The organism is Shewanella sp. BJSY2023SW005 (genome assembly GCF_047314585.1).
GTDB lineage: Bacteria > Pseudomonadota > Gammaproteobacteria > Enterobacterales > Shewanellaceae > Shewanella > Shewanella algae.
Genome location: NZ_JBKORJ010000030.1, coordinates 76,551 through 96,093 on the forward strand (window position 1 = coordinate 76,551; position 19,543 = coordinate 96,093).

At 54.7% G+C, this 19,543-nt stretch carries 14 protein-coding genes; 6 read left to right on the forward strand and 8 right to left on the reverse strand.

The genetic code is table 11. From position 1 onward, the window contains the following. Positions 1-3: 3 nt before the first annotated feature. The 3 genes from pdsR (at position 4) to ACMHXI_RS09820 (ending at position 4,156) form a co-directional block, all read left to right on the forward strand. The gene (gene pdsR / locus ACMHXI_RS09810) at positions 4-696 is read left to right on the forward strand and encodes a proteobacterial dedicated sortase system response regulator (RefSeq protein WP_025009526.1); all 693 of its coding nucleotides are present in this window, start codon (positions 4-6) and stop codon (positions 694-696) included. Beyond that, entirely contained in the window at positions 693-2,864 is a 2,172-nt protein-coding gene (pdsS, locus tag ACMHXI_RS09815; protein WP_144164933.1) for a proteobacterial dedicated sortase system histidine kinase, read from the forward strand. The genes pdsR and pdsS overlap by 4 nt, the downstream gene beginning before the upstream one ends. A gap of 113 nt (positions 2,865-2,977) precedes the next feature. Further along, positions 2,978-4,156, forward strand: a complete 1,179-nt coding sequence (locus tag ACMHXI_RS09820) for a cystathionine beta-lyase (protein ID WP_144216359.1) — start codon at positions 2,978-2,980, stop codon at positions 4,154-4,156. Between the two features lie 52 nt (positions 4,157-4,208). Here ACMHXI_RS09820 and ACMHXI_RS09825 read toward each other — a convergent pair whose 3' ends face one another. The 3 genes from ACMHXI_RS09825 to yegD form a co-directional block, all read right to left on the reverse strand. Further along, positions 4,209-4,406: a PA3496 family putative envelope integrity protein gene (locus ACMHXI_RS09825; protein ID WP_025009524.1), complete on the reverse strand. Its 198-nt coding sequence runs from the start codon at positions 4,404-4,406 to the stop codon at positions 4,209-4,211. 331 nt (positions 4,407-4,737) lie between these two features. Next, complete coding sequence (locus tag ACMHXI_RS09830; protein WP_051541651.1) at positions 4,738-5,226, reverse strand: CreA family protein; 489 nt, start codon at positions 5,224-5,226, stop codon at positions 4,738-4,740. A gap of 29 nt (positions 5,227-5,255) precedes the next feature. Further along, positions 5,256-6,629 (reverse strand): molecular chaperone, encoded by a 1,374-nt coding sequence (gene yegD, locus ACMHXI_RS09835; RefSeq protein WP_413734792.1) that lies wholly within the window; start codon positions 6,627-6,629, stop codon positions 5,256-5,258. Between the two features lie 476 nt (positions 6,630-7,105). Between yegD and ppk1 the strand changes: the two genes are divergently transcribed. Next, positions 7,106-9,241: a polyphosphate kinase 1 gene (ppk1, locus tag ACMHXI_RS09840; protein ID WP_174840002.1), complete on the forward strand. Its 2,136-nt coding sequence runs from the start codon at positions 7,106-7,108 to the stop codon at positions 9,239-9,241. A gap of 16 nt (positions 9,242-9,257) precedes the next feature. Next, the gene (gene ppx / locus ACMHXI_RS09845; RefSeq protein ID WP_259663066.1) at positions 9,258-10,748 is read left to right on the forward strand and encodes an exopolyphosphatase; all 1,491 of its coding nucleotides are present in this window, start codon (positions 9,258-9,260) and stop codon (positions 10,746-10,748) included. A gap of 88 nt (positions 10,749-10,836) precedes the next feature. Here the strand turns inward: ppx and ACMHXI_RS09850 are convergent, their stop codons facing one another. From ACMHXI_RS09850 to ACMHXI_RS09865, 4 genes are all read right to left on the reverse strand, one after another. Then, positions 10,837-11,619 (reverse strand): hypothetical protein, encoded by a 783-nt coding sequence (locus ACMHXI_RS09850; RefSeq protein WP_221051337.1) that lies wholly within the window; start codon positions 11,617-11,619, stop codon positions 10,837-10,839. A 270-nt stretch (positions 11,620-11,889) separates the two neighbouring features. Beyond that, positions 11,890-13,527, reverse strand: a complete 1,638-nt coding sequence (locus ACMHXI_RS09855; protein ID WP_413734795.1) for an alkaline phosphatase — start codon at positions 13,525-13,527, stop codon at positions 11,890-11,892. Between the two features lie 14 nt (positions 13,528-13,541). Continuing rightward, positions 13,542-15,044 (reverse strand): alkaline phosphatase, encoded by a 1,503-nt coding sequence (locus ACMHXI_RS09860; RefSeq protein WP_221052038.1) that lies wholly within the window; start codon positions 15,042-15,044, stop codon positions 13,542-13,544. 315 nt (positions 15,045-15,359) lie between these two features. After that, a complete protein-coding gene (locus tag ACMHXI_RS09865) occupies positions 15,360-16,340 on the reverse strand; it encodes a rhodanese-related sulfurtransferase (RefSeq protein WP_025009513.1) in 981 nt (326 codons plus the stop codon). 305 nt (positions 16,341-16,645) lie between these two features. On the opposite strand from ACMHXI_RS09865, the gene ACMHXI_RS09870 reads away from it, so the two are divergent. Continuing rightward, positions 16,646-17,290: a glutathione S-transferase gene (locus ACMHXI_RS09870; protein ID WP_144165608.1), complete on the forward strand. Its 645-nt coding sequence runs from the start codon at positions 16,646-16,648 to the stop codon at positions 17,288-17,290. A gap of 55 nt (positions 17,291-17,345) precedes the next feature. Here the strand turns inward: ACMHXI_RS09870 and ACMHXI_RS09875 are convergent, their stop codons facing one another. Next, positions 17,346-19,133 carry a SulP family inorganic anion transporter gene (locus ACMHXI_RS09875; protein WP_107352205.1) on the reverse strand — a complete coding sequence of 596 codons (1,788 nt, stop codon included), beginning with the start codon at positions 19,131-19,133 and terminating at the stop codon, positions 17,346-17,348. Positions 19,134-19,543 lie beyond the last annotated feature (410 nt).

Sequence of the window (19,543 nt, forward strand, 5' to 3'; positions counted from 1 at the left end):
CAGATGAAACGCATTGCCATAGTGGAAGATGAAGCTGCAATAAGAGAAAACTACAAAGATGTGCTGCAATCACAGGGTTACTCTGTGCAGACTTACGCCAACCGCCCCGAGGCCATGCAGGCCTTCAACACCCGCTTACCGGATTTGGCCATTATTGACATAGGTCTGGAGCATGAAATCGATGGTGGCTTTACCTTGTGCCAGTCGCTGCGGGCGATGTCGGGCACCCTGCCGATTATTTTTCTCACCGCCAGAGACAGCGACTTCGATACGGTTTGTGGCCTGCGTCTGGGTGCCGATGACTACCTGAGCAAAGATGTCAGTTTTCCCCATTTACTGGCGCGGTTGGCGGCGCTGTTTCGCCGCTGCGAACTCGCCGGCAGCAGCGCTCCGGCCGACACTCTGATGGAGCGCGGCGCCCTCACCATAGATGCCAACCGAATTCAGGTATATTGGCAACAGCAGCCGATTGAATTGACAGTGACCGAATTCTGGATGGTGTACGCCCTGGCCAAACATCCCGGCCATGTGCGCAGCCGCACCGAATTGATGCAAGAAGCCAAGATTTATGTCGATGACAGCACCATTACCTCCCATGTAAAGCGGATCAGGCGCAAGTTTATCGCCGCCGATCCGGCCTTTGACTGTATAGATACCGTCTATGGCATGGGTTATCGCTGGGATCCCGAATCTTGAAGTTTCCCTCCTATCACCCGCCAATAGGCCTCAGAACCAAGACTCTGGTACTGTCGCTGTTTTTGCTGTGCCTGCCCTGGCTTGGCTATCAGTATGTGTGGGAGATGGAGAAATATCTGCGTCACGGCCAGGAGAAAACCCTGGAAGGAACCACTCAGGCCCTGGCTACGGCGCTGCATGAAAGACCCAGGCTGTTCGACAGCCAGGCCAGTTTCCTCAATCAAGTGGAAAAGGGCCGCGATCTCTACGCCTACCCGCTCAACGGCCCCATTCAGCTGGATGGCCGCCTCAATGATTGGGAAGCTTACCGCCATCGCGCCATGACCTATGGCGAAGAACACACCCTGATGCGCTTGAGTGACAGCCAGTCAACGCTGAGCTTTACCCATATGGTCGGTAAATATGGCGGCTACCTTTACGGCTTTTTCGAGGTAACGGATCCAAAGGTGATTTACCGCGGCCGCAACAGCCTGAGTGTGGATCGCAACGACTATCTGGCTATCGCCACCCTGGCCCCGGATGGCCGTTTTCGCCGCTACACCATAGCCAACAAGCACGATGGCTGGCTCAGCGCCTTCGAGTTGCCTGAAAATCCAGCGCTCAGTGCCCCGGTGACACCAGAGGTCCGCATTCAGGGCCAGTGGTTGAAAACCGATAAGGGTTACAATATTGAACTCAGAATGCCGCTGGAGATGGTGGGCAGTAAACTCAGTTTCGCCATTCATGATGTCAACGACAAAAAGAGCCGCAGGCTGGAAGCCATAGTTGGTACCTCGGCCACTGACCGCGCCGACAAGCTGGGGACGGTTCTGGTACCATCACCGGAAATTGAAAGTATTATCAAAGGTATGGGGCATAACAGCTCGCGGATCTGGGTGGTGGATGTCCATGGCCGGGTGCTGGCCAAGTCGGGCGATATTCGCGCCGATTCCAGTGTCTGGACCCGCTCGGTCGAGGAGGAGCGGCAACCGGAAAGCTTCTTTGGCAAACTGGAACACGACTATCTACACCCCATCTACTACACAGTGCTGACCAAGCCGCCTATGGATTTTATCGACTCACTGCAGGACTCGACCGAACTCGGCGGCAGCCATATTCGCCGGGCGTTGAATGGCCAGATGGCCTCCACCTGGCGCCTGACACCGGATAACAAGGCGGTGGTGTTGGCGGCGGCCAGCCCCATCTGGATTGACGATAAGGTGATGGGCGCCGTGGTTGCCGAGGAAACCACCCATGGTATCCGTACCCTGCGTAACCGGGCACTGGAGAAGCTGTTCAATGTGATCCTGACCGTGATGGCCATGGGAACCCTGGCACTGTTTGTGTTTGCCTCCGGGATCTCCAGCCGCATTCGCAAACTCAGGGATCAGGCTGAACGCGCCATCGACAGCCAGGGGCGGGTTCGCGACACCATTCCTCCTTCAAAAGTGCGCGATGAAATTGGCGATCTGTCGCGCAGTTTTGCCAATATCGTCAACCGATTGGGGCAATATACCCACTATCTGGAAAACATGTCCTCGCGGCTATCCCACGAATTGAGAACCCCGGTGGCCGTGGTGCGCAGCTCATTGGAGCACTTGAGTCTGCAGCAACTGGATAAAGACACGGCCAAGTACGTCGACCGCGCCCAGGAAGGGGTCAACCGCTTGTGGCTGATCCTCGCCAACATGAGCGAAGCCACCCGGCTCGAGGAGTCCCTGTCCCAGGCCGAGATAGATGAATTCCCGCTGACCAAGGTAGTGGCAGGCTGCGTCGCCGGGTATCAGATGACTTACAAGGAACAAGGTTTCGTGCTGGTGTTGCCGGATGAACCTTTGACCATGCGCGGCGTGCCTGAATATATCGCCCAGCTGATGGATAAGCTGGTCACCAACGCCATTGAGTTCAGCAAAGGCGATACCGATATCCGCATCAGCCTCAAGGTGCAGGGCAAACAGGCACTGCTCAGGGTGGAAAACCAAGGGCCACTGTTGCCGGAAAACATGACCGAGCAGATCTTCGAGTCCATGGTCTCAGTGCGGCCACAAACGATGCAGTCCAAACCTCATCTGGGACTGGGACTTTATATCGCCAGGCTTATCACCGCCTTCCATGGCGGCCATATCAGTGCCAGCAACCTGAGCGACGGCTCAGGTGTCGAAATTCGGGTCAGCCTGCCGCTGCTTTAAGCCGCGGACAACTTGAACAAGTCTCAAGCCCGCCGCACTGGCAATGACAAGATTCAATGTTAATATGCCTCAAAGGGGCGCCCGCCCCGCTATCACAAACAAGAGTTGCATCCATGAAGAAAGCCACCAAGCTGGTCTCACTCGGCCGGGACAAAAAGTGGAGCAAGGGAGTGATCAATCCTCCCGTGTTTCGAGCATCAACCGTTGTATTTGACAGCATGGAACAGATGCGCCACGCCACGGCCAATCGCGCCAAAGGGGAGATGTTCTATGGCCGCCGCGGCACCCCGACTCACTTTGCCTTTCAGGCGGCCATTGCCGAACTCGAAGGTGGTGTTGGCACTGCGCTCTACCCTTCAGGCTCTGCGGCCATCAGTGGCGCCCTGCTGTCTTTTCTGAAGGCCGGTGATCACTTGCTGATGGTAGACAGTGTCTACGAGCCCACCCGGGATCTGTGCGACAAGCTGCTCAAGGGGCTGGGGATTGAAACCAGTTACTATGACCCCTTGATTGGCACCGGTATCCGCGAGCTTATCCGCCCCAATACCAAAGTGCTGTTTCTGGAATCTCCCGGCTCCATCACCATGGAAGTCCAGGATGTGCCGACCCTGTGCCGTATCGCGCATGAGCATCAATTGGTCACCATGCTGGACAACACCTGGGCCTCCCCCATCAATTGTCGCCCGTTTGAGATGGGCGTCGATATCTCGATTCAGGCCGCCACCAAGTACATAGTGGGTCACTCGGATGTGATGCTGGGTACGGCGACCGCCAATGAAGCACACTGGGATACCCTGAGGGAGAACAGCTATCTCATGGGCCAATGCACCTCTGCAGACGATATCTTTCTGGCGGCCAGGGGGCTGAGAACCCTGGGGGTAAGAATGGCGCAACATGAAAAAAATGCTCTCAAAGTGGCCAATTTCCTGGCGCAGCGCCCGGAAGTGGATCACCTGCGTCACCCGGCGTTTGCCAGTTGCCCGGGTCACGAGTTTTTCCAGCGTGACTTCAGCGCCGCCAACGGCTTGTTTTCCTTTGTGCTCAAAGAGGGTAACCGCCAGGCGATGACCGCCTTCGTCGAAGGGATGGAGCACTTCAAGATGGGATTTTCATGGGGTGGCTTCGAGAGCCTTATTCTGGCGATATCCGGTATAGAGAAATTGCGCACGGCAACCCAGTGGGACAGCAGCAAGCCCCTGGTGAGACTGCATATAGGTTTGGAAGATCCGGACGATTTGATTGCCGACCTCGAGCGAGCCTTCGAACGTTATCACGCCGCAATGCAGGCTTAATCAGCAAAAAGCCCGCTTGAATGCGGGCTTTTTAAGCTTATCGCTGTTAGCGTCAGTCAAAGTCCAGCTCATCTGCCGACACTCCTACGCCCAATTCACGGGATAAGGCCATCTGCTCACGAATATCCTCTATTCGCCTGCGTGCAGCGCTTATCCGTATGTCTTTTTTACTGACCCGGTTATTGGATGTCAGTGTTCCCTCTTGGGCCGCTTCGCTCTTGCCTCTACTCACAGATTGATTAAATGACATGTTCTTCCCTTAACTTCACGCCGGTTCTCTCCAGCTGTCTCAAGAGCGCTTCCTGCTCACTTGGGGCAAAGCCGGTAACCCGGAGTTAAAAACGACACATCCGGTATTAAACACACCGGCAACCCTCACATCATGCCTTATTAAAGAGCCCGTTCCTATCGGAAAGTTCCCTTATTTTAATCCCGTTCAGGAAAAACTCAGGTGCTTGATATAAAGAAAAGATGTTTCACTAGTCAGCGCATCACCCTGGGTGTGAATTACAAGTTCTAATCCAGTAGCAACCCCAAAAAAGCCTCGATTTCGAGGCTTTTCTTTTTTATATCTTGACCTATCAGTTTACCGCCTGGGGCCTTGGCTCATAGGCATCGGTTCCCCACAGCGGCACAGTGGACAGAGCGTGCTTGTGGCTGCCGTTGGTTTCTTTGGTGGAATAGGACAGATACAGGAGTGTCTGGTGTTCACTGTCATAGATACGTCTCACCTTGAGGCTCTTGAACAAGATGCTCAAGGACTCGGTAAACACTATCTCGCCCTTCTTCCCCAGTTCGATACTGGCCAGTTGCGCCTTGGTTATCGGTCCTGTCTGGCGACAGCTGATACTCATATCCGATGGGTCGGCAAAATCCAGATTGGCCTCTATGCGACTGATATGACAGGTAACACCGGGCAGTTTGGGATCTGTCTTGGCATCTATGATCACATCTTTGGTGGTAAATACGCCCAGGCTGACCTTGCCCACATCATCGCCGCACCCGGCGAGCAAGCCTGTTGCCGCAGTCACGACTAAGGTGGCCAAGAGTGGCGTTTTTTTCAGTGCCATGAAGAGTCCTCTTTCAATTAAAGTGCAATTTAACGGTACAGGCGCTCGGCCCAGCGGGTCAAGCCGGCCACCACTGAGCCGAAGTGATCGCCACTGACTAAAGCCACATCCGGGAAACGCGCGCGGATCTGCTCGGTAATATACGGGCTCTTGGCACTGCCACCTGTGAGATAAATGACATCCGGCTGACATCCCCCTTCCGTCAAAGCCTGGGTGATAAGCTTGTGCACCGTTTCGAGCGATTCATCGATGGCGGCCACAAAGGTGGCGGCATCGACATTCACAGTCAAGGGCTGCGGTTTGGGCGCTTCGACAAAACCTATATCCATAGCGGCTTGCTTACTGTCGCTCAGGGCGATTTTAAGCTGCTCTGCACTACGCACCAAACGATAACCCAGCTGATCTTTTTGCATCTTCAATAAGCGCGCAAGTTTCGCCTGCTCTTTGGCATCCCGCAGCAGCTCTTCAATCAGCTTGCGACTACTCAAGGCAGAGAATTCCCGCTGGGCACTGACATCGTTGACGGCGACCGCGTTCCAGAAGGGTTGCCTTGGCATAGGCTTGCCTGTGCTCAGCGCGCTGCCGAGCCCCAAGTGCGGCATAAAACCGGCCATCGCCAAGGCGATATCCAGATCGTTGCCCCCTACCCTTTGACCACTGTGGCCCAGGCAGTCGTCACTGCGATCTTTCTTGTCCTTAAGCTCAGGCCCCATGCACACAAAGGAGCAGTCACTGGTACCGCCGCCAATATCCACCACCAGCACCCGCTGCTCCCGGGTGAGTGTCGACTCAAACTCAAGGGCAGCCGCCATAGGCTCATACAGAAAAGCCACATCGGTGAACCCGGCGCGCCGGGCCCCCAGAGTCAAAATGGCCTCGGCTTGCTTGTTGCTCTGCTCGCCGCCAATGCCCTGAAAGTTAACCGGTCGCCCTATCACCACCTGGGAAATAGCCTGTTTCAGGCTCTGCTGCGCCCGGGTATGAATTTCCTGCATCATCAGGGTGACGATATCTTCAAACAGCGCCATCTGATTGCTGAGCAGGCCCGAAGCACCGAGGAAGGACTTGGGCGAGCGAACATAGAAGCCCTCTTCCGGCATCTCCATATAGGTTTCAATCGCCTGATTGCCGATGAATACCGCTTGCTCGTTGGCAAGCAAATCCAGCTCCAGGCGCGCCGTTCGGGCGCGACTCAGCTCGGCGGCGCGTTTGGGTTTGAAATCAGCCTGGGCCGCCAACGGCAAGCGCTGCAGCACAGATTCGGAAATGAGTTCCCGCTCCATGGCATAAATGGTCGACGGCATATAGTTGCCATCCTCGGCCAGAGGCAAGAGCCGGGTCTGGCCCTCCTCCATCACGCCAATGGCGCAGTTGGCACTGCCATAGTCAAAACCTGCAAACATTCCGTCCTCCTGCTTTCGCTGGCTCGAAGTGGCCCGGGCGCCGCTTTTTGCTTTGAAGACAAAGCCTCAGCGCCCGCTCCCGGCCAGGAAACCGGCCGAGAAAAAAGAGCGCAACATAGCATAAGCCGGGCAGAAAGCCCAATCGCCAATATCGCTCTCTTTGACCAAAGTGGGGGCATTGTCATTCTTTCGACATAAATTCGCTCTACCTTTAGGGAATGCTTCTTGCGCTCTTGCGTTCTTGCAAAGGACAAAGGGTTAAGGCCATTTGCTGCAAACCGCGCCTTGCATCCAGGTCTATAAGCCGACGCAGAGCACACATGGGGCTTGTTCGCACCTTCCTTAGCGCCGGCGCAGCCCCGAATGCAAACCTGAGCCGGGCCGAAATAGCGTAAAACCAAGAAACTGCGCCCGCCTTTATTCTCTGATTACAAGCGGATATCGGAGTGTTATTGTATATCTGCCGGGCTTTCTCTATGTCCGGCGTCTGCTCACGAGGAGTCTTTGCCGTGTCACCGTCCGTCGAAAAATTTTCTCTGGATAAGGAGCTTTCCTGGCTGTCTTTCAATGAAAGAGTCTTGCAGGAAGCAGCCGACCCTCTGGTTCCACTGGTGGAACGGGTTCGCTTTCTGGGCATATTCTCCAACAATATGGATGAGTTCTTCCGGGTCAGGGTTGCTGCGGTGCGCCGCTCGATTCTGTTATCCAGCCTGCAGGAAGGTCGCAACTCCAGCCGCCATTTGATGGCCAAGATCCAGACCAAGGTATTGATACTGCAAGAGCGTTTCGACGCCATTTACGGCGAGTTAATGCGGGAACTGGCAAGACACAGCATCTTTCTCATCAATGAGAAACAGCTGAGCGATTTTCATAGCCAGTGGCTGAAGAAACACTTCAAGGATCAGCTCAAGCGCCACATCACGCCGCTTATCCTCAGCAACCGCTCCGAGCTGTTCAAACAACTCAACGATGACACCACTTATCTGGCGGTGTGCCTCTACAGCCGGGAAAAGCGTCAGTACGCCCTGGTGGAAGTGCCCACCAAGAATGTACCGCGTTTCATCCAACTGCCGGCAGAAACCTCGAAGCGCCGCAAGCATTTGATCTTGCTAGATAACATAATAAGGCACTGTGTCGATGAGCTATTCGCCCCTTTCTTCGAATATGAAGAGATTGAAGTCTTCTCCATGAAGCTGACCCGCGATGCCGACTTCGATCTCACCGATGAGTTGGAACAGAGCCAACTGGAAAAGCTCACCAAGGGCCTGAAAAAGCGCCTCACCGCCGAGCCTGTGCGTCTGGTGTATGATAAAGAGATGCCGGAGCATATGCTGAGTATGCTCACGGCGCAGCTGAATATCTCCAATACCGAGTGCCTGATACCCGGCGGCCGTTACCACAGTTTCAAGGACTTTATCGGCTTTCCCAATCCGGGACGCAAATACCTGGAAAACGACAAGCTTCCGGCACTGGACTCAGCCGGATTCAGTGTCTGTGCCAACAAGTTTGACGCCATTCGCCGCGGCGATATCATGCTTTATTACCCCTATCACAAGTTTTCCCACTTTACCGAGCTGGTGCGCCAGGCGGCCTATGATCCTGCCGTCAAGTTCATCAAAATCAGCCTCTATCGGGTGGCGAGAAAGTCCCATATCATCCAGTCGCTGATAGATGCGGTGAAAAACGGCAAACAGGTCACCACTGTGATTGAACTCAGGGCCCGTTTCGATGAGCAGGCCAATATCGAGTGGAGCCGGGTGCTGGCCGAGGCCGGCGTCAAGGTACACCATGGGATCCCAAGCTTGAAGGTCCATGCCAAGATGTGCCTTATCGGCCGCGAGGAAGCCGGTGCAATGCGCCTCTATGGCCACATTGGCTCGGGTAACTTCAACGAGGGCACGGCCAGGGTGTACACCGACCTTTCGCTGTTTACCGCCAATCAGGAAATTGCCGCCGAAATAGAGCAGGTATTTGAGTTGATTGAGCACCCTTACAGACGGGATAACTTCCAGCATCTGATAGTTTCCCCCTATGATGCGCGCCAGAAGCTGACCGGCCTTATCGAGCAGGAGATCATCAATGCCCAAAGCGGCATCAAGGCCGCCATCACCCTCAAGCTCAATAATCTGGTGGATGAGGCGATGATCCAAAAGCTGTATGAAGCTTCCAGCGCCGGCGTCAAAATCCGTCTGCTTATTCGCGGTATGTGCGCGCTTATTCCCGATATTCCCGGGATCAGCAACAATATTGAGGTCTTCAGCATAGTGGACAGATTCCTCGAGCACTCGCGAGTGATGCTGTTCCACTCAGGCGGTGAAAACAAACTCTTTCTCTGCTCCGCCGACTGGATGGGGCGTAATATCGATAACCGTATTGAAGTCAGCACCCCGGTATATGATCCTGGCTTGAAGCAGATGATCCTCGATACCCTGGCGCTGCAATTTACCGACAACATCAAGGCGCGGGTGATCAACAAAGATCAATCCAACCCCTACCGTAAGCGGGGCAACAAGCGTAAGGTAAGATCCCAGATAGCCATACATCAGTATCTGGGCAACTACGAAAAACAGCGGCAACTGGATCTGGCCAAGCCCCAGGAACCGACGCAATAGCAAAATGAGGACCACCTTGACTGCAACACCCAAGCATTTTGTCGCTGTGGATATGGGCTCCAACAGCTTTCATCTAGTGATAGCCCGCGAGCAGGATGGCAGCATTCAGATCCTGCATAAAGAGAAACGTCTGGTACAGTTGGCCGAGGGGCTGGATCAGGACAACAGGCTGGATAATGACGCCATAGCGCGCGGTCTCGCCTGCCTCAAGGATTTCAACCTCAGGTTTTCCACTCTGGATCAGGCCAGAGTCAGACTGGTGGCCACCCACACTCTGAGAGTCGCCCGTAACCGTGAGGCCTTTATCGAGGCTGCCAGGGCCATTATGCCCTACCCGGTCGAAGTGGTATCCGGCCATGAAGAGGCGCGCCTTATCTACAAGGGCATAGCCCACAGCCAGGAGCTGGCAGAGCGCAACCTCATCATAGATATCGGCGGAGGCTCCACCGAAGTGGTGCTTGGCCACAAGACTCAGGCGCAGATACTCTCCAGCCTGCGCTGTGGCTGTGTCAGTTACAACCAGAAATACTTTGTCGACGGCAAGCTGACGCTGGAGAACTTTCGCGCCGCCCAGGCAGCAGCCGATAAACAGTTTGCCTCACTGGCCAAGGAGTATTTCAGTGGCCAGTGGGATCTCACTCTTGGCAGCTCAGGGAGTGTCAAGGCCATCTGCGAAGCGATGCAGCACTTCTTCAACGATGAAACCATCACTCTGCCCAGGCTCAAGCAGTTGAAACAGCAGTTGCTGGACTGGGGGCATGTGGATCAGATTGAACTGCCGCAGGTGGACAGCAAACGTGCACCTTTGCTACCGGCGGGGCTGGCTATCCTGATCAGCTTCTTCAAGAGGCTGCCGGTCACCGAGTTGCAGTTTGCGCAAGGGGCTCTGCGCGAAGGCGTACTATACGAACTTGCCGGGATCAGCCAATTCGGTGATGTCAGCGGCCGCACTGTCGAGAGCATGGCCAAACTCTATCATGTGGACTTGAACCATGCCGCCAAGGTGGCCACTTCCGCCAAACAGCTGTTTGATGCCGTGGCCGACTGTTGGCAGCTCGAGCCCTGGCGCTCCCTGCTGGAACATGCGGTGAAACTGCATGAGATAGGGATCCATATCAATTCCCGCGCTCACCACAAACACGGCGCCTACATCATAGCCAATAGCGATCTGCCCGGTTTCAGTCAAGAGCAGCAACAGCTGCTGGCACTGCTGATTGGCAACCAGCGCAAGAAACCCAACCTGGAGGCGCTGGCACAACTGGAGCCCGCTCAGAAATTACGCCTAATCCGTTTAATGGCGCTGCTGCGGCTCGCCGTGTTGCTGAATCTCGGCCGTATCGCCCGCAGCTTGAAAATCACCCGGGTAAAACCCACGGCAACAGGGATGCAGATAAGCCTGCCCGAGCCGCGTCAACGCATCAACCTGTTTGCCAAAGACCTGCAGCGGGAGCAAAAGCAGCTCGCCCAGTTGGGTTTTGAGCTGCAGATAAGTTATGCCGACAACTGACGTCCTGTGACTAGGCCCTTGTTATATCGGTAACTGGGGTTAATCAGTGGCTGTGATGTCAGTGGCTGTGATGTCAGTGGCTGTGATGTCAGTGGCTGTGATGCCCGCCTTCAAGCTGCTGACCATCTGCCGAGTAGAAGCCTGAGCTGCCATGTTGAATAAAGCCCTGGGTGATCATCTTGGCAATAAAAGGGTCTGACTCACTGTCGCCCACATCGGCAAAGTCGAGGTCCTGGAAACCTGAGGTAAGCCGCTTGAAACTCTCCTGGCTCACAGGCGTCAGTTTGCTGAGCCGATAAACAATACGCTGCTCACCTTGAGTGATAGTCATCTCGGCCGGCAGTTCCAGCTCGCTTATCCAGCTCAGTTGCAAAGACTGCGGCTCGGTGGCACTTTTGTTCGCGTGACTATGGTTTTCTTCATGACCCTTGCTATTAAAGGAATAGCTCTGACGGGTGAAGCAGCTATCCTGCAGGCTTTGGCCCTTTTCAAATTGACTCAAGGCAGCAGGCGATATCAGGTGGAACTGCCTATCGAGATCGGTGTGAATATTCAGCGCCAAGAGATCGCCGCGGCGATAGCTGATAGAGCGTTTCTCCTGGGGGAAATAACGCACATACTCGCCATTTTTATGCCAAGCCTCATAGCTGACAGGGCTGCGCTGATAGATGATGGTATCGTCAAAGCGCGTCAGGGTCAGTTGCTGCTGCCTGGCCTGCTCACCGCTGCCAACAGTGATCTGATAGCTGGCTTGAAAACGACCGGGGTTGGCGGCACAAACATTAGCATTATCGCCAATTGAGCCGCCCGCTTTGACATGGGCGTGCTCTTGGCTGCCAGGCTGGTTGCTGACAGACAAAGTATTGGCCATGGCAAACTGCCCCAGCGAAGCTGTGATCCCCAGAGCGAGTGACAGCGTGAGTGGGCGACCAAGAACGCGAGGGGCTGTGCAATGAGCTGTGCAAAGAGCTATACGAGGAGCGATATGAAGCGCTACGCGGGAAAAAAGGGGGAACGCTGGCTTGAATGTTACGCGAGACATAATAAACCTACTGATATTACTCTAAAACCAAAGAAGCAGCCTGACACCCTGCCTGAAACTAGGGGCAGGCAGGGGCATCAGGCTGCGAAACGCTAAACCTTATTGCGCCGCGGCGGCCTCGGCCTTATTGACCAAATCACCGGCAAAGTTCATCACATGGAAGATGTGGTTCTGCTCAACCGTACCCTGGACCAGGCTGGCACCCGGGCCGCGAGCGAAGATGGCCACATCTTCACCGGCATGGGTTTCACTTTCCAGCGGCACCAATGCCTCCTGATGGAACCCCACACTCTGGGTGTCTATGTAATTCAGATCCACCCGACCAGGCTCGGCGGCATAGTTGTAACGCTCATCGCCACCGGTCGCCAGCGAGCCAAAGCCCAGGCCATTGGCATAACCAACCGTGGTATAAGGCATGCCGTTGGCATCGGTAGAGTTGGTGACCGACGGCTGACCGTTGGCATCGTTACTCTTCACCAGGCCCAGGATAGGATTACCTCGGGTCGGATAGCCGGCGATGGTGAACACATGGCTGTGGTCGGCGGTAACCATCAGCAAGGTGTCATTGGCCGAAGTCTTCTCCATGGCGACACGTACCGCCTCAGACAAGGCTATGGTGTCGTGCAGGGCACGGGCCGCATTACCGGCATGGTGAGCATGGTCGATACGACCGGCTTCAACTATCAGGACAAAGCCTTTGTCGTTCTTTTTCAGAATATCGATACTCTTGGCCGTCATCTCTGCCAGAGAAGGCTCGCCGGTAACACCGGTCTCGACTCTGTCGTAGTCATATTCCATGTGAGAGGAGTTAAACAGCCCCAGCGCATGCTCTGTGGTGCCGGTATCCATCGCCAGGAAGCTGTCACGGTCGGTAACGTAACTGGCGTTGGGGTACTGGGACAACCACTCGGCGGTCAGATCGCGACCATCGTTACGCTTACCCGCTTTGCCTTCAGGCTCGATAGTAGTGTTGGGAATAAACGCGCGGCGACCACCGCCCATAACCACATTGATCCCTTTGCCGTTATTGAAGTCCAGCATCTGGGCAGCAATGTCTTTACAGCCGTTGGTGACGGCTTCGGCCGGCAAGTTGCTGTCCGCTTCCCAGTCGCGATCCGGTACATGGGCATAAGTGGCCGCCGGGGTAGCGTGAGTGATACGTGCAGTTGAAACCACACCGGTAGCCATACCCGCCATGGCGGCTAGCTCCAGCGAAGTCACCAGGTTTTGACCGCTGGCGGAGGAGCAGACACCGCGCTCGACACCTTCAGCCTGTGAGATCACGCCAACGTCCGTCTTCACCCCGGTGACCATGGCCGTCATGGTGCCGGCCGAATCCGGGGTTTGACCATCAACGTTATATGTCTTGGCCAGGCCAAGATAAGGCAGAGTCTCAAAGGAGAGTGAGTTTTCCTCTCCGGTTTGCCCCTTGAGTTGACCATCGAGGATCCGCGCCGCCGTCACAGTTGAAACGCCCATGCCATCGCCGACAAACAAGATGATGTTTTTCGCCGCCCCCGCCTGGGTGTTATTGCTCATATTGGACGCCTTGGTGACGCGGTTTTGACCATCGACATACCATTGATTAACGGCGGTCCAGTCTTTTCCGTCACTGCCGTTGCTTCCATCCGTGCCCGGGGTACCTGCGGTGCCGTCCTTGCCGTTGTCACCGTCACTTCCACAGGCCGCCAAACCGAGAATCGCGGCCAAAGACAGTACCAGTAATTTCTTATTCATTTCCTTGCTCCCAATTAATACTTAGTACCGCCAAGCTCTTGGGCTTGATTGATAATGTGGAAAATCACGTTCTGCTCCATTACACCCTGCACCAGATTGGCGCCGGGGCCTGTGGCATGCAAACTGATGTCTTCACCGGCGTGGGTTTCACTTCCCATAGGAATAAGAGCTTGTTGCATAAAGTCTTTGTCTTGAGTGTCCACTGAGGTCAGGTCGTCACGGTTCCCCACAACTGCGCCCGGGCCATTGGTGTAACCCAAGGTGGTGTATGGCTTACCATCGAGGGCAGTAGAAAGGTTTCCATCTACGCCGTGCACCAGACCAAGAATGGGGTTACCCCGCTTCGGATAACCTGCGATGGTGAACACATGGCTGTGGTCGGCGGTGACCAGAATGAGCGTCTCTTCCGGGTTGGTGTTTTCGACCGCCGCCTTAACGGCGTTGGAGAGTTCCACCGCATCGGCCAGGGCGCGTTTGGCGTTACCGGCGTGGTGACCATGGTCGATACGACCCGACTCGACAATCAGCAGATAGCCCTTGTCGTTCTTCTGCAAAATCTCGAGAGATTTTGCAGTCATCTGGGTCAATGAAGGTTCGCCGCCCACATCATCGGCGCGGTCCGCTTCATATTCCATGTGGGAGGAGTTGAACAAGCCCAGCAGGTGATCTGTAGTGCCGGCATCTATGGCATCAAACTCTGCGCTGTTCCATACATAGGCGGCGTTGTCCAGGTTGTCGACCCAAGCCTTGGTCAAGTCCAGGCCATCCTTACGCTGCCCTTTCTTGTTCTCGCCATCAGTCACTGTTTCAGGGATAAAGGCGCGGCGACCGCCGCCCAAGGCGACTGACAGGGCATTGTCTTTATCGCGCATCACCATCTGGTAGGCGATATCTTTACACTCGTTGGCTACCGCCTCGGCAGGCAGGTTGGCGTCAGATTCCCAGTCACGCTCCGGGCTATTGGCATAGGTTGCTGCCGGAGTGGCGTGGGTGATACGTGCAGTACTCACCACACCGGTAGATAAGCCTTTGGCATTGGCCAGATCCACCAGAGTCACCAGCTCATTGCCTTTGGATGACAGGCAGTTGCCACGAAGGCTCTGTTCGGATACCGAAATCACCCCCGCTTTGGACTTTACCCCGGTTGCAATGGCCGTCATGGTGCCTGCACTGTCCGGTGTTTGCTGGTTGGTGTTATAGGTCTTGATCAATGCGGTATGGTCAAATTTCTCAAAACTCAGGAAATTCTCTTCACCACCCTGGTTACCGGCCATCTGCTGCCCTTGGTAGATACGCGCAGCAGTCAAGGTGGAGATCCCCATACCGTCACCGACAAACAAAATGACGTTTTTGGCTTTTGCTTTTGATTCTAATGTAGCCTTGTCTGACACCCGCTGGGCGCTTTCCTTATACCAATGGCTGTCAGTTTGAACACTGGGTAACACGGCGCTGTTGGCCGCCATGGTTACCAGGCTGCAAGAGATCAACGCAGCTAATCTATTTTTCATCACTTTCATCATCCGTATTGGGTTGAAGTAAATTGTTCGCTATTAAAAATAAAGCGGCCTGATTGTCAGGGATCCAGATGACAGATTTGATTAATCAAGATTGCAGTTATGTGAAGCTCTGCGTTTAAACGACACAAATCAAAGGAAAAGCTGGCTTTTTGGCCAAGAAACCTGAATGGGGATTGGATGGGGAGAAAGCTGCTTTTTGTTCCGGTTATCGAAAAACCATAGTGACAGGGATAACCAGGACCCTGAACTAAGGAAAGAACGAATAAGAAAAAAGGAGCCTGTGGGCTCCTTGGATGATTAGATTTCTTACCGCTATCAAGAGGTTTGCTTGGCCTGCTCTTTCTGACGCTGTTTTTGCTCACGGCGCTTATGGATCACTTCTTTGACATCGGCGCCTATGTGAGCCTCACCGCGGCGCTTGGCCAGTTGCATCTGCCGCTCACGCTCGATAAATCGCCGGCGCTGCTTTTCATCCAGCTTATCTATGCAATGGGGACAGCTGACACCCTGCTCATAGGCCGGGCTCTGCATATCGGCCTCGGTTATCGGCATCCGGCAGGCATTACATTGATCGTACTGGCCTTTTTGCAACTGGTGATCCACTGAAACCCGGTTGTCGAAGACAAAGCATTCTCCCTGCCACAGACTCTGCTCTTCGGGCACTTCTTCCAGATATTTGAGGATCCCACCTTCAAGGTGATACACCTCATCAAAGCCTTGTTGCTTAAGGTAAGCTGTGGACTTTTCACAACGGATCCCGCCGGTGCAAAACATGGCTACCTTCTTGTGCTTGGCCGGATCCAGCTGCTGCTTCACATATTCGGGGAACTCTCGGAAAGTCTCGGTCTCGGGATTGACGGCATTCTTGAAGGTACCAATTTGCACTTCATAGTCGTTGCGGGTATCAACCAGCAGCACATCGGGATCGGAGATCAGCGCATTCCAGTCTTGGGGTTTGACATAAGTGCCGACCACTTCTCTGGGATCTATGCCTTCCACCCCCATGGTGACTATCTCTTTCTTGAGTTTGACCTTGGTGCGGTAAAACGGCATCTCATCATCAAATGAGCGCTTGGAGACGATATTATCCAGGCCATTCTGGGCATCCAACCAGGCCATCAGGGTATTGATGCCGCTTTCCGAGCCGGCCACTGTGCCATTAATGCCTTCGGCAGCCAGCAGCAAGGTGCCGCGAATACCATTGTCTTCCATGGTCTCGAGCAACGGCTGACGCAAAGCCTCATAATCCGGCAGGGAAACAAACTTATATAAAGCGCATACAACTATTTTGGACATCATTACCTCAACTTCTGCTGGCTGGAACCTAATTTCCAGTGCATAACAGCCTCACCTTCTGGAACCTTCCTTAGGTGATCGGCCTCCCAAAATGGGGGCGCCATTCTACCCCAATCACAGTAGCGCAAATAGACAGAAAAAGTAGGGTTATTAGGCGATTTCTGAATCAAGTAGCCGTATCGTAACGACTTAATCCTATACACGTCTTTGGGCAGGCGACCTTGCCTGTCACCCGAGTCATTCCTACAATGGCTGTTTTATTGAAATGCCAAGGGAATCTTGTGACTCAAGTAAGCAGTCAAACTATGCTGTACAGCTTTCGCCGCTGCCCCTATGCCATGCGCGCCAGACTGGGCTTGATTGCCGCCGACCAGTCTGTTGTGGTGCGGGAAATTCTGCTGAAAAATAAGCCGCAGGAGATGCTGGCCCTGTCGCCGAAGGGCACAGTGCCTGTGATGCAACTCGCCGGTGGAAGGGTGCTTGACGAGAGTCTGGATATCCTCTTCTGGGCATTGACGCAAACCGATCCCCACTCATTGCTGCCGCAAAATCCTGAGGAAGAAAACCTTATCTCAGCCCTGATTGCAACCAATGACAGGGCATTCAAGCCTTTGCTGGACAGATACAAATACTTTGACCGTTATCCTGAGTTCAGCCAGCAAAGCTATTTCGAACAAGCGCTCGAGTACTTGCTGCCACTGGAGCAGAGACTGGCTGAGGCTCAAGGGCAGCAAGAGCAAGCCATGTTGCTCGGGCGAATGAGCGCGGCAGACCTCGCCATTTTCCCTTTTGTGCGCCAATTTGCCCATGTGGATAGAGCCAGGTTCAATGCAGCCCCCCTGCCCTGTCTGACTCAATGGCTGCAGGCCTGGCTCGAGCACCCCTGGTTTATCCGCGCCATGAAACCCAAGCCACTGTGGCTGGAAAGCGGCGAGCAACAGCCACTTTAGCGCCTGCCGAGCAATCTTGGCAGGCGTTTGCGTGCTATCGGGAGCCCGCCAGGTTTTACAGGTGTGACGGTCTGGGGGCGCTGGTATCATCGCCGGCCAAACGCCGCACTTCGGGGGCCTGGCCCTCAGCGACCGCTTGTTTGTAGTTTTGATGCATACGCACCGCCAAGGCCAAATCAGGCCTGATGATCAAACCATCCTCCGCCACATCTATGCCACTGGCTTCACACCAGCTGAGCAGTTGACGTTTACGGCCCGCCAGTACCAGGCTGACACCGCGGCGCTTCAACAGGTGCGCCAAATCGGCAATCATGGCCATCACACTGATATCCAGATGACTGAAACAGGCCACCGCATCGACTATCACACAGTCCACCGGCTCGGGCTGCTCTTTTAACCTGGCCAGCAGCTGGCGTTTGAAATAACCTGCGTTGAAATAGGTCAAGGGTGAGTTGAAACGGTAGATCATGATCCCCGGGATCGCCGTGGCCTTGTCACTGCGGTCGATACTGCGCAGCACCCCTTTGCGATCGACACCGAGCAGCTGCTCCGAGGGTTTCATCACTACCCGGATAAATTGGAACAAGCCCAGCAGCACTGCCAGGGTGATCCCCGGGATCACCCCGATAAAGAGCACGGCCAACAGGGTGATCAACGCCAGGGTAAAGGCGCCGTTGTCACGCTTTCTCAGCTTCCAGATCCCCTTGATATCAATCAAAGAGAGCGATGCGATAACCAGCACCACCCCGAGCGCCGCCGAAGGGATATATTGCAGCGGCGCAGTCAGGAACAGGGCCACCAGGGCTATCAGCAGCGCCGCTATCACAGAAACCAACTGCGACTTGCCGCCATTGGCATCATTGACCGCGGTGCGCGAATCGGCGCCGCTGATGGCAAACCCCTGAGACAGCGCCGAGGCGATATTGGCAAATCCAAGCGCGCGAAACTCTTTATCAGGATCTATATCGTAGCCGTTTTTGGCGGCAAAGCTGCGCGCCGTCAGCATCATGGAAACAAAGCTCACCATGGCAAGGTTCAGCGCCGGCATCACCAGTTCACGGCTGAGCCCCAAATCAAATACCGGTGCCTGAAACTCCGGCAGACCGCCTTCGATAGTACCGACCACCGCCAGTTGATACTGCTGCAAATCAAACAGCCATACCAATAATCCTGCCACCGCAATCGCCACCATGGAGGCAGGAAGTTGCGGCCGCAGACGCTTGACCAGCAGGAACACCAGCAAGGTGGCCAGACTCATGCCCAATGTTGGCCAGTGAGTGCGCGACAGATACTCGGCGCCGCCTGCCAGGCGTTCCAGCAAATAGCGGGAGTCGAAGCTAAAGCCAAAAATCTTCGAGAACTGGCCGACGATAATGGTTATCGCCACCCCGTTGAGCAGCCCCATCAAAATCGGCCGCGAGAGAAACTCGGCAAGCACCCCGAGCCGAAAGCGACTGGCCAGCAGGCACCAAATGCCCGTCATCAGGGTCATGGTCATCACCAACTGCCAGTGCACCTTGGCATCTCCGGCGGCCAGTGGCGTCACCACAGCGGCTATCACGGCACAGGTCGCGGCATCCGGACCCACTATCAGTTGCCTCGATGTACCAAACAAGGCATAAATCAACATTGGTAAAATACAGGAATAAAGCCCGGCCACGGCGCTGACCCCGGTAAGCTGGGCATAGGCGATGGCCACAGGCAAGGCCACCGCGGTTACCGACAAGGCGGCACGCAGATCATCCCGCAACCATTCTTTTTGGTAATGCAGCAATCCTGCCAGCCCGGGAAGTGATTGAGTCAGCAACTCCCTGGTGTTCCATTGTGGAAAATTAACTCGCATATTCAGCACTCAACTCCATCAATTTAAGCGCATACTGTCCTGAGTGGATAATGTAGTGAGCTTATGCCAGGAAGTCATCCAGGGCGAAATAAAATATTCTCACTATTCACATTTCCGCTTTTGTTTGTCAGTAATGTAAAGAAACGACTCTGGGGGATTGGCTAAGGAAGGTGCGAACAAGTCCCATGTGTGCTCTGCGTCGGTTTACAGGCCTGGATGCAAGGCGTGGTTCGCAGCAAATGGCCTAGTCCTTTGCAAGAAGCACAACACAGCAGGCAGACCTGTAAGCCACGCCCTTCGGGGCTTTCACAGCAACCGGCTTTCTGCGTTATCCGACTTCGACAGGCCCCGGCATGCCTTCAGTCAGATGCCTTGAATGCCAATTGTTGTGTAAACCAGAGTGCCACGAG

Excerpts from the sequence above, each read along its gene's own strand:
- ACMHXI_RS09855 (WP_413734795.1), bottom strand. The coding sequence starts at position 13,527 with ATGAATAAGAAATTACTGGTACTGTCTTTGGCCGCGATTCTCGGTTTG.
- ACMHXI_RS09820 (WP_144216359.1), top strand. The coding sequence starts at position 2,978 with ATGAAGAAAGCCACCAAGCTGGTCTCACTCGGCCGGGACAAAAAGTGG.
- ACMHXI_RS09860 (WP_221052038.1), bottom strand. The coding sequence starts at position 15,044 with ATGAAAGTGATGAAAAATAGATTAGCTGCGTTGATCTCTTGCAGCCTG.
- yegD (WP_413734792.1), bottom strand. The coding sequence starts at position 6,629 with ATGTTTGCAGGTTTTGACTATGGCAGTGCCAACTGCGCCATTGGCGTG.
- ppk1 (WP_174840002.1), top strand. The coding sequence starts at position 7,106 with ATGTCCGGCGTCTGCTCACGAGGAGTCTTTGCCGTGTCACCGTCCGTC.
- ACMHXI_RS09825 (WP_025009524.1), bottom strand. The coding sequence starts at position 4,406 with ATGTCATTTAATCAATCTGTGAGTAGAGGCAAGAGCGAAGCGGCCCAA.
- ACMHXI_RS09865 (WP_025009513.1), bottom strand. The coding sequence starts at position 16,340 with ATGTCCAAAATAGTTGTATGCGCTTTATATAAGTTTGTTTCCCTGCCG.
- ACMHXI_RS09870 (WP_144165608.1), top strand. The coding sequence starts at position 16,646 with ATGCTGTACAGCTTTCGCCGCTGCCCCTATGCCATGCGCGCCAGACTG.
- ACMHXI_RS09830 (WP_051541651.1), bottom strand. The coding sequence starts at position 5,226 with ATGGCACTGAAAAAAACGCCACTCTTGGCCACCTTAGTCGTGACTGCG.
- ACMHXI_RS09850 (WP_221051337.1), bottom strand. The coding sequence starts at position 11,619 with ATGGCCAATACTTTGTCTGTCAGCAACCAGCCTGGCAGCCAAGAGCAC.
- pdsR (WP_025009526.1), top strand. The coding sequence starts at position 4 with ATGAAACGCATTGCCATAGTGGAAGATGAAGCTGCAATAAGAGAAAAC.
- ACMHXI_RS09875 (WP_107352205.1), bottom strand. The coding sequence starts at position 19,133 with ATGCGAGTTAATTTTCCACAATGGAACACCAGGGAGTTGCTGACTCAA.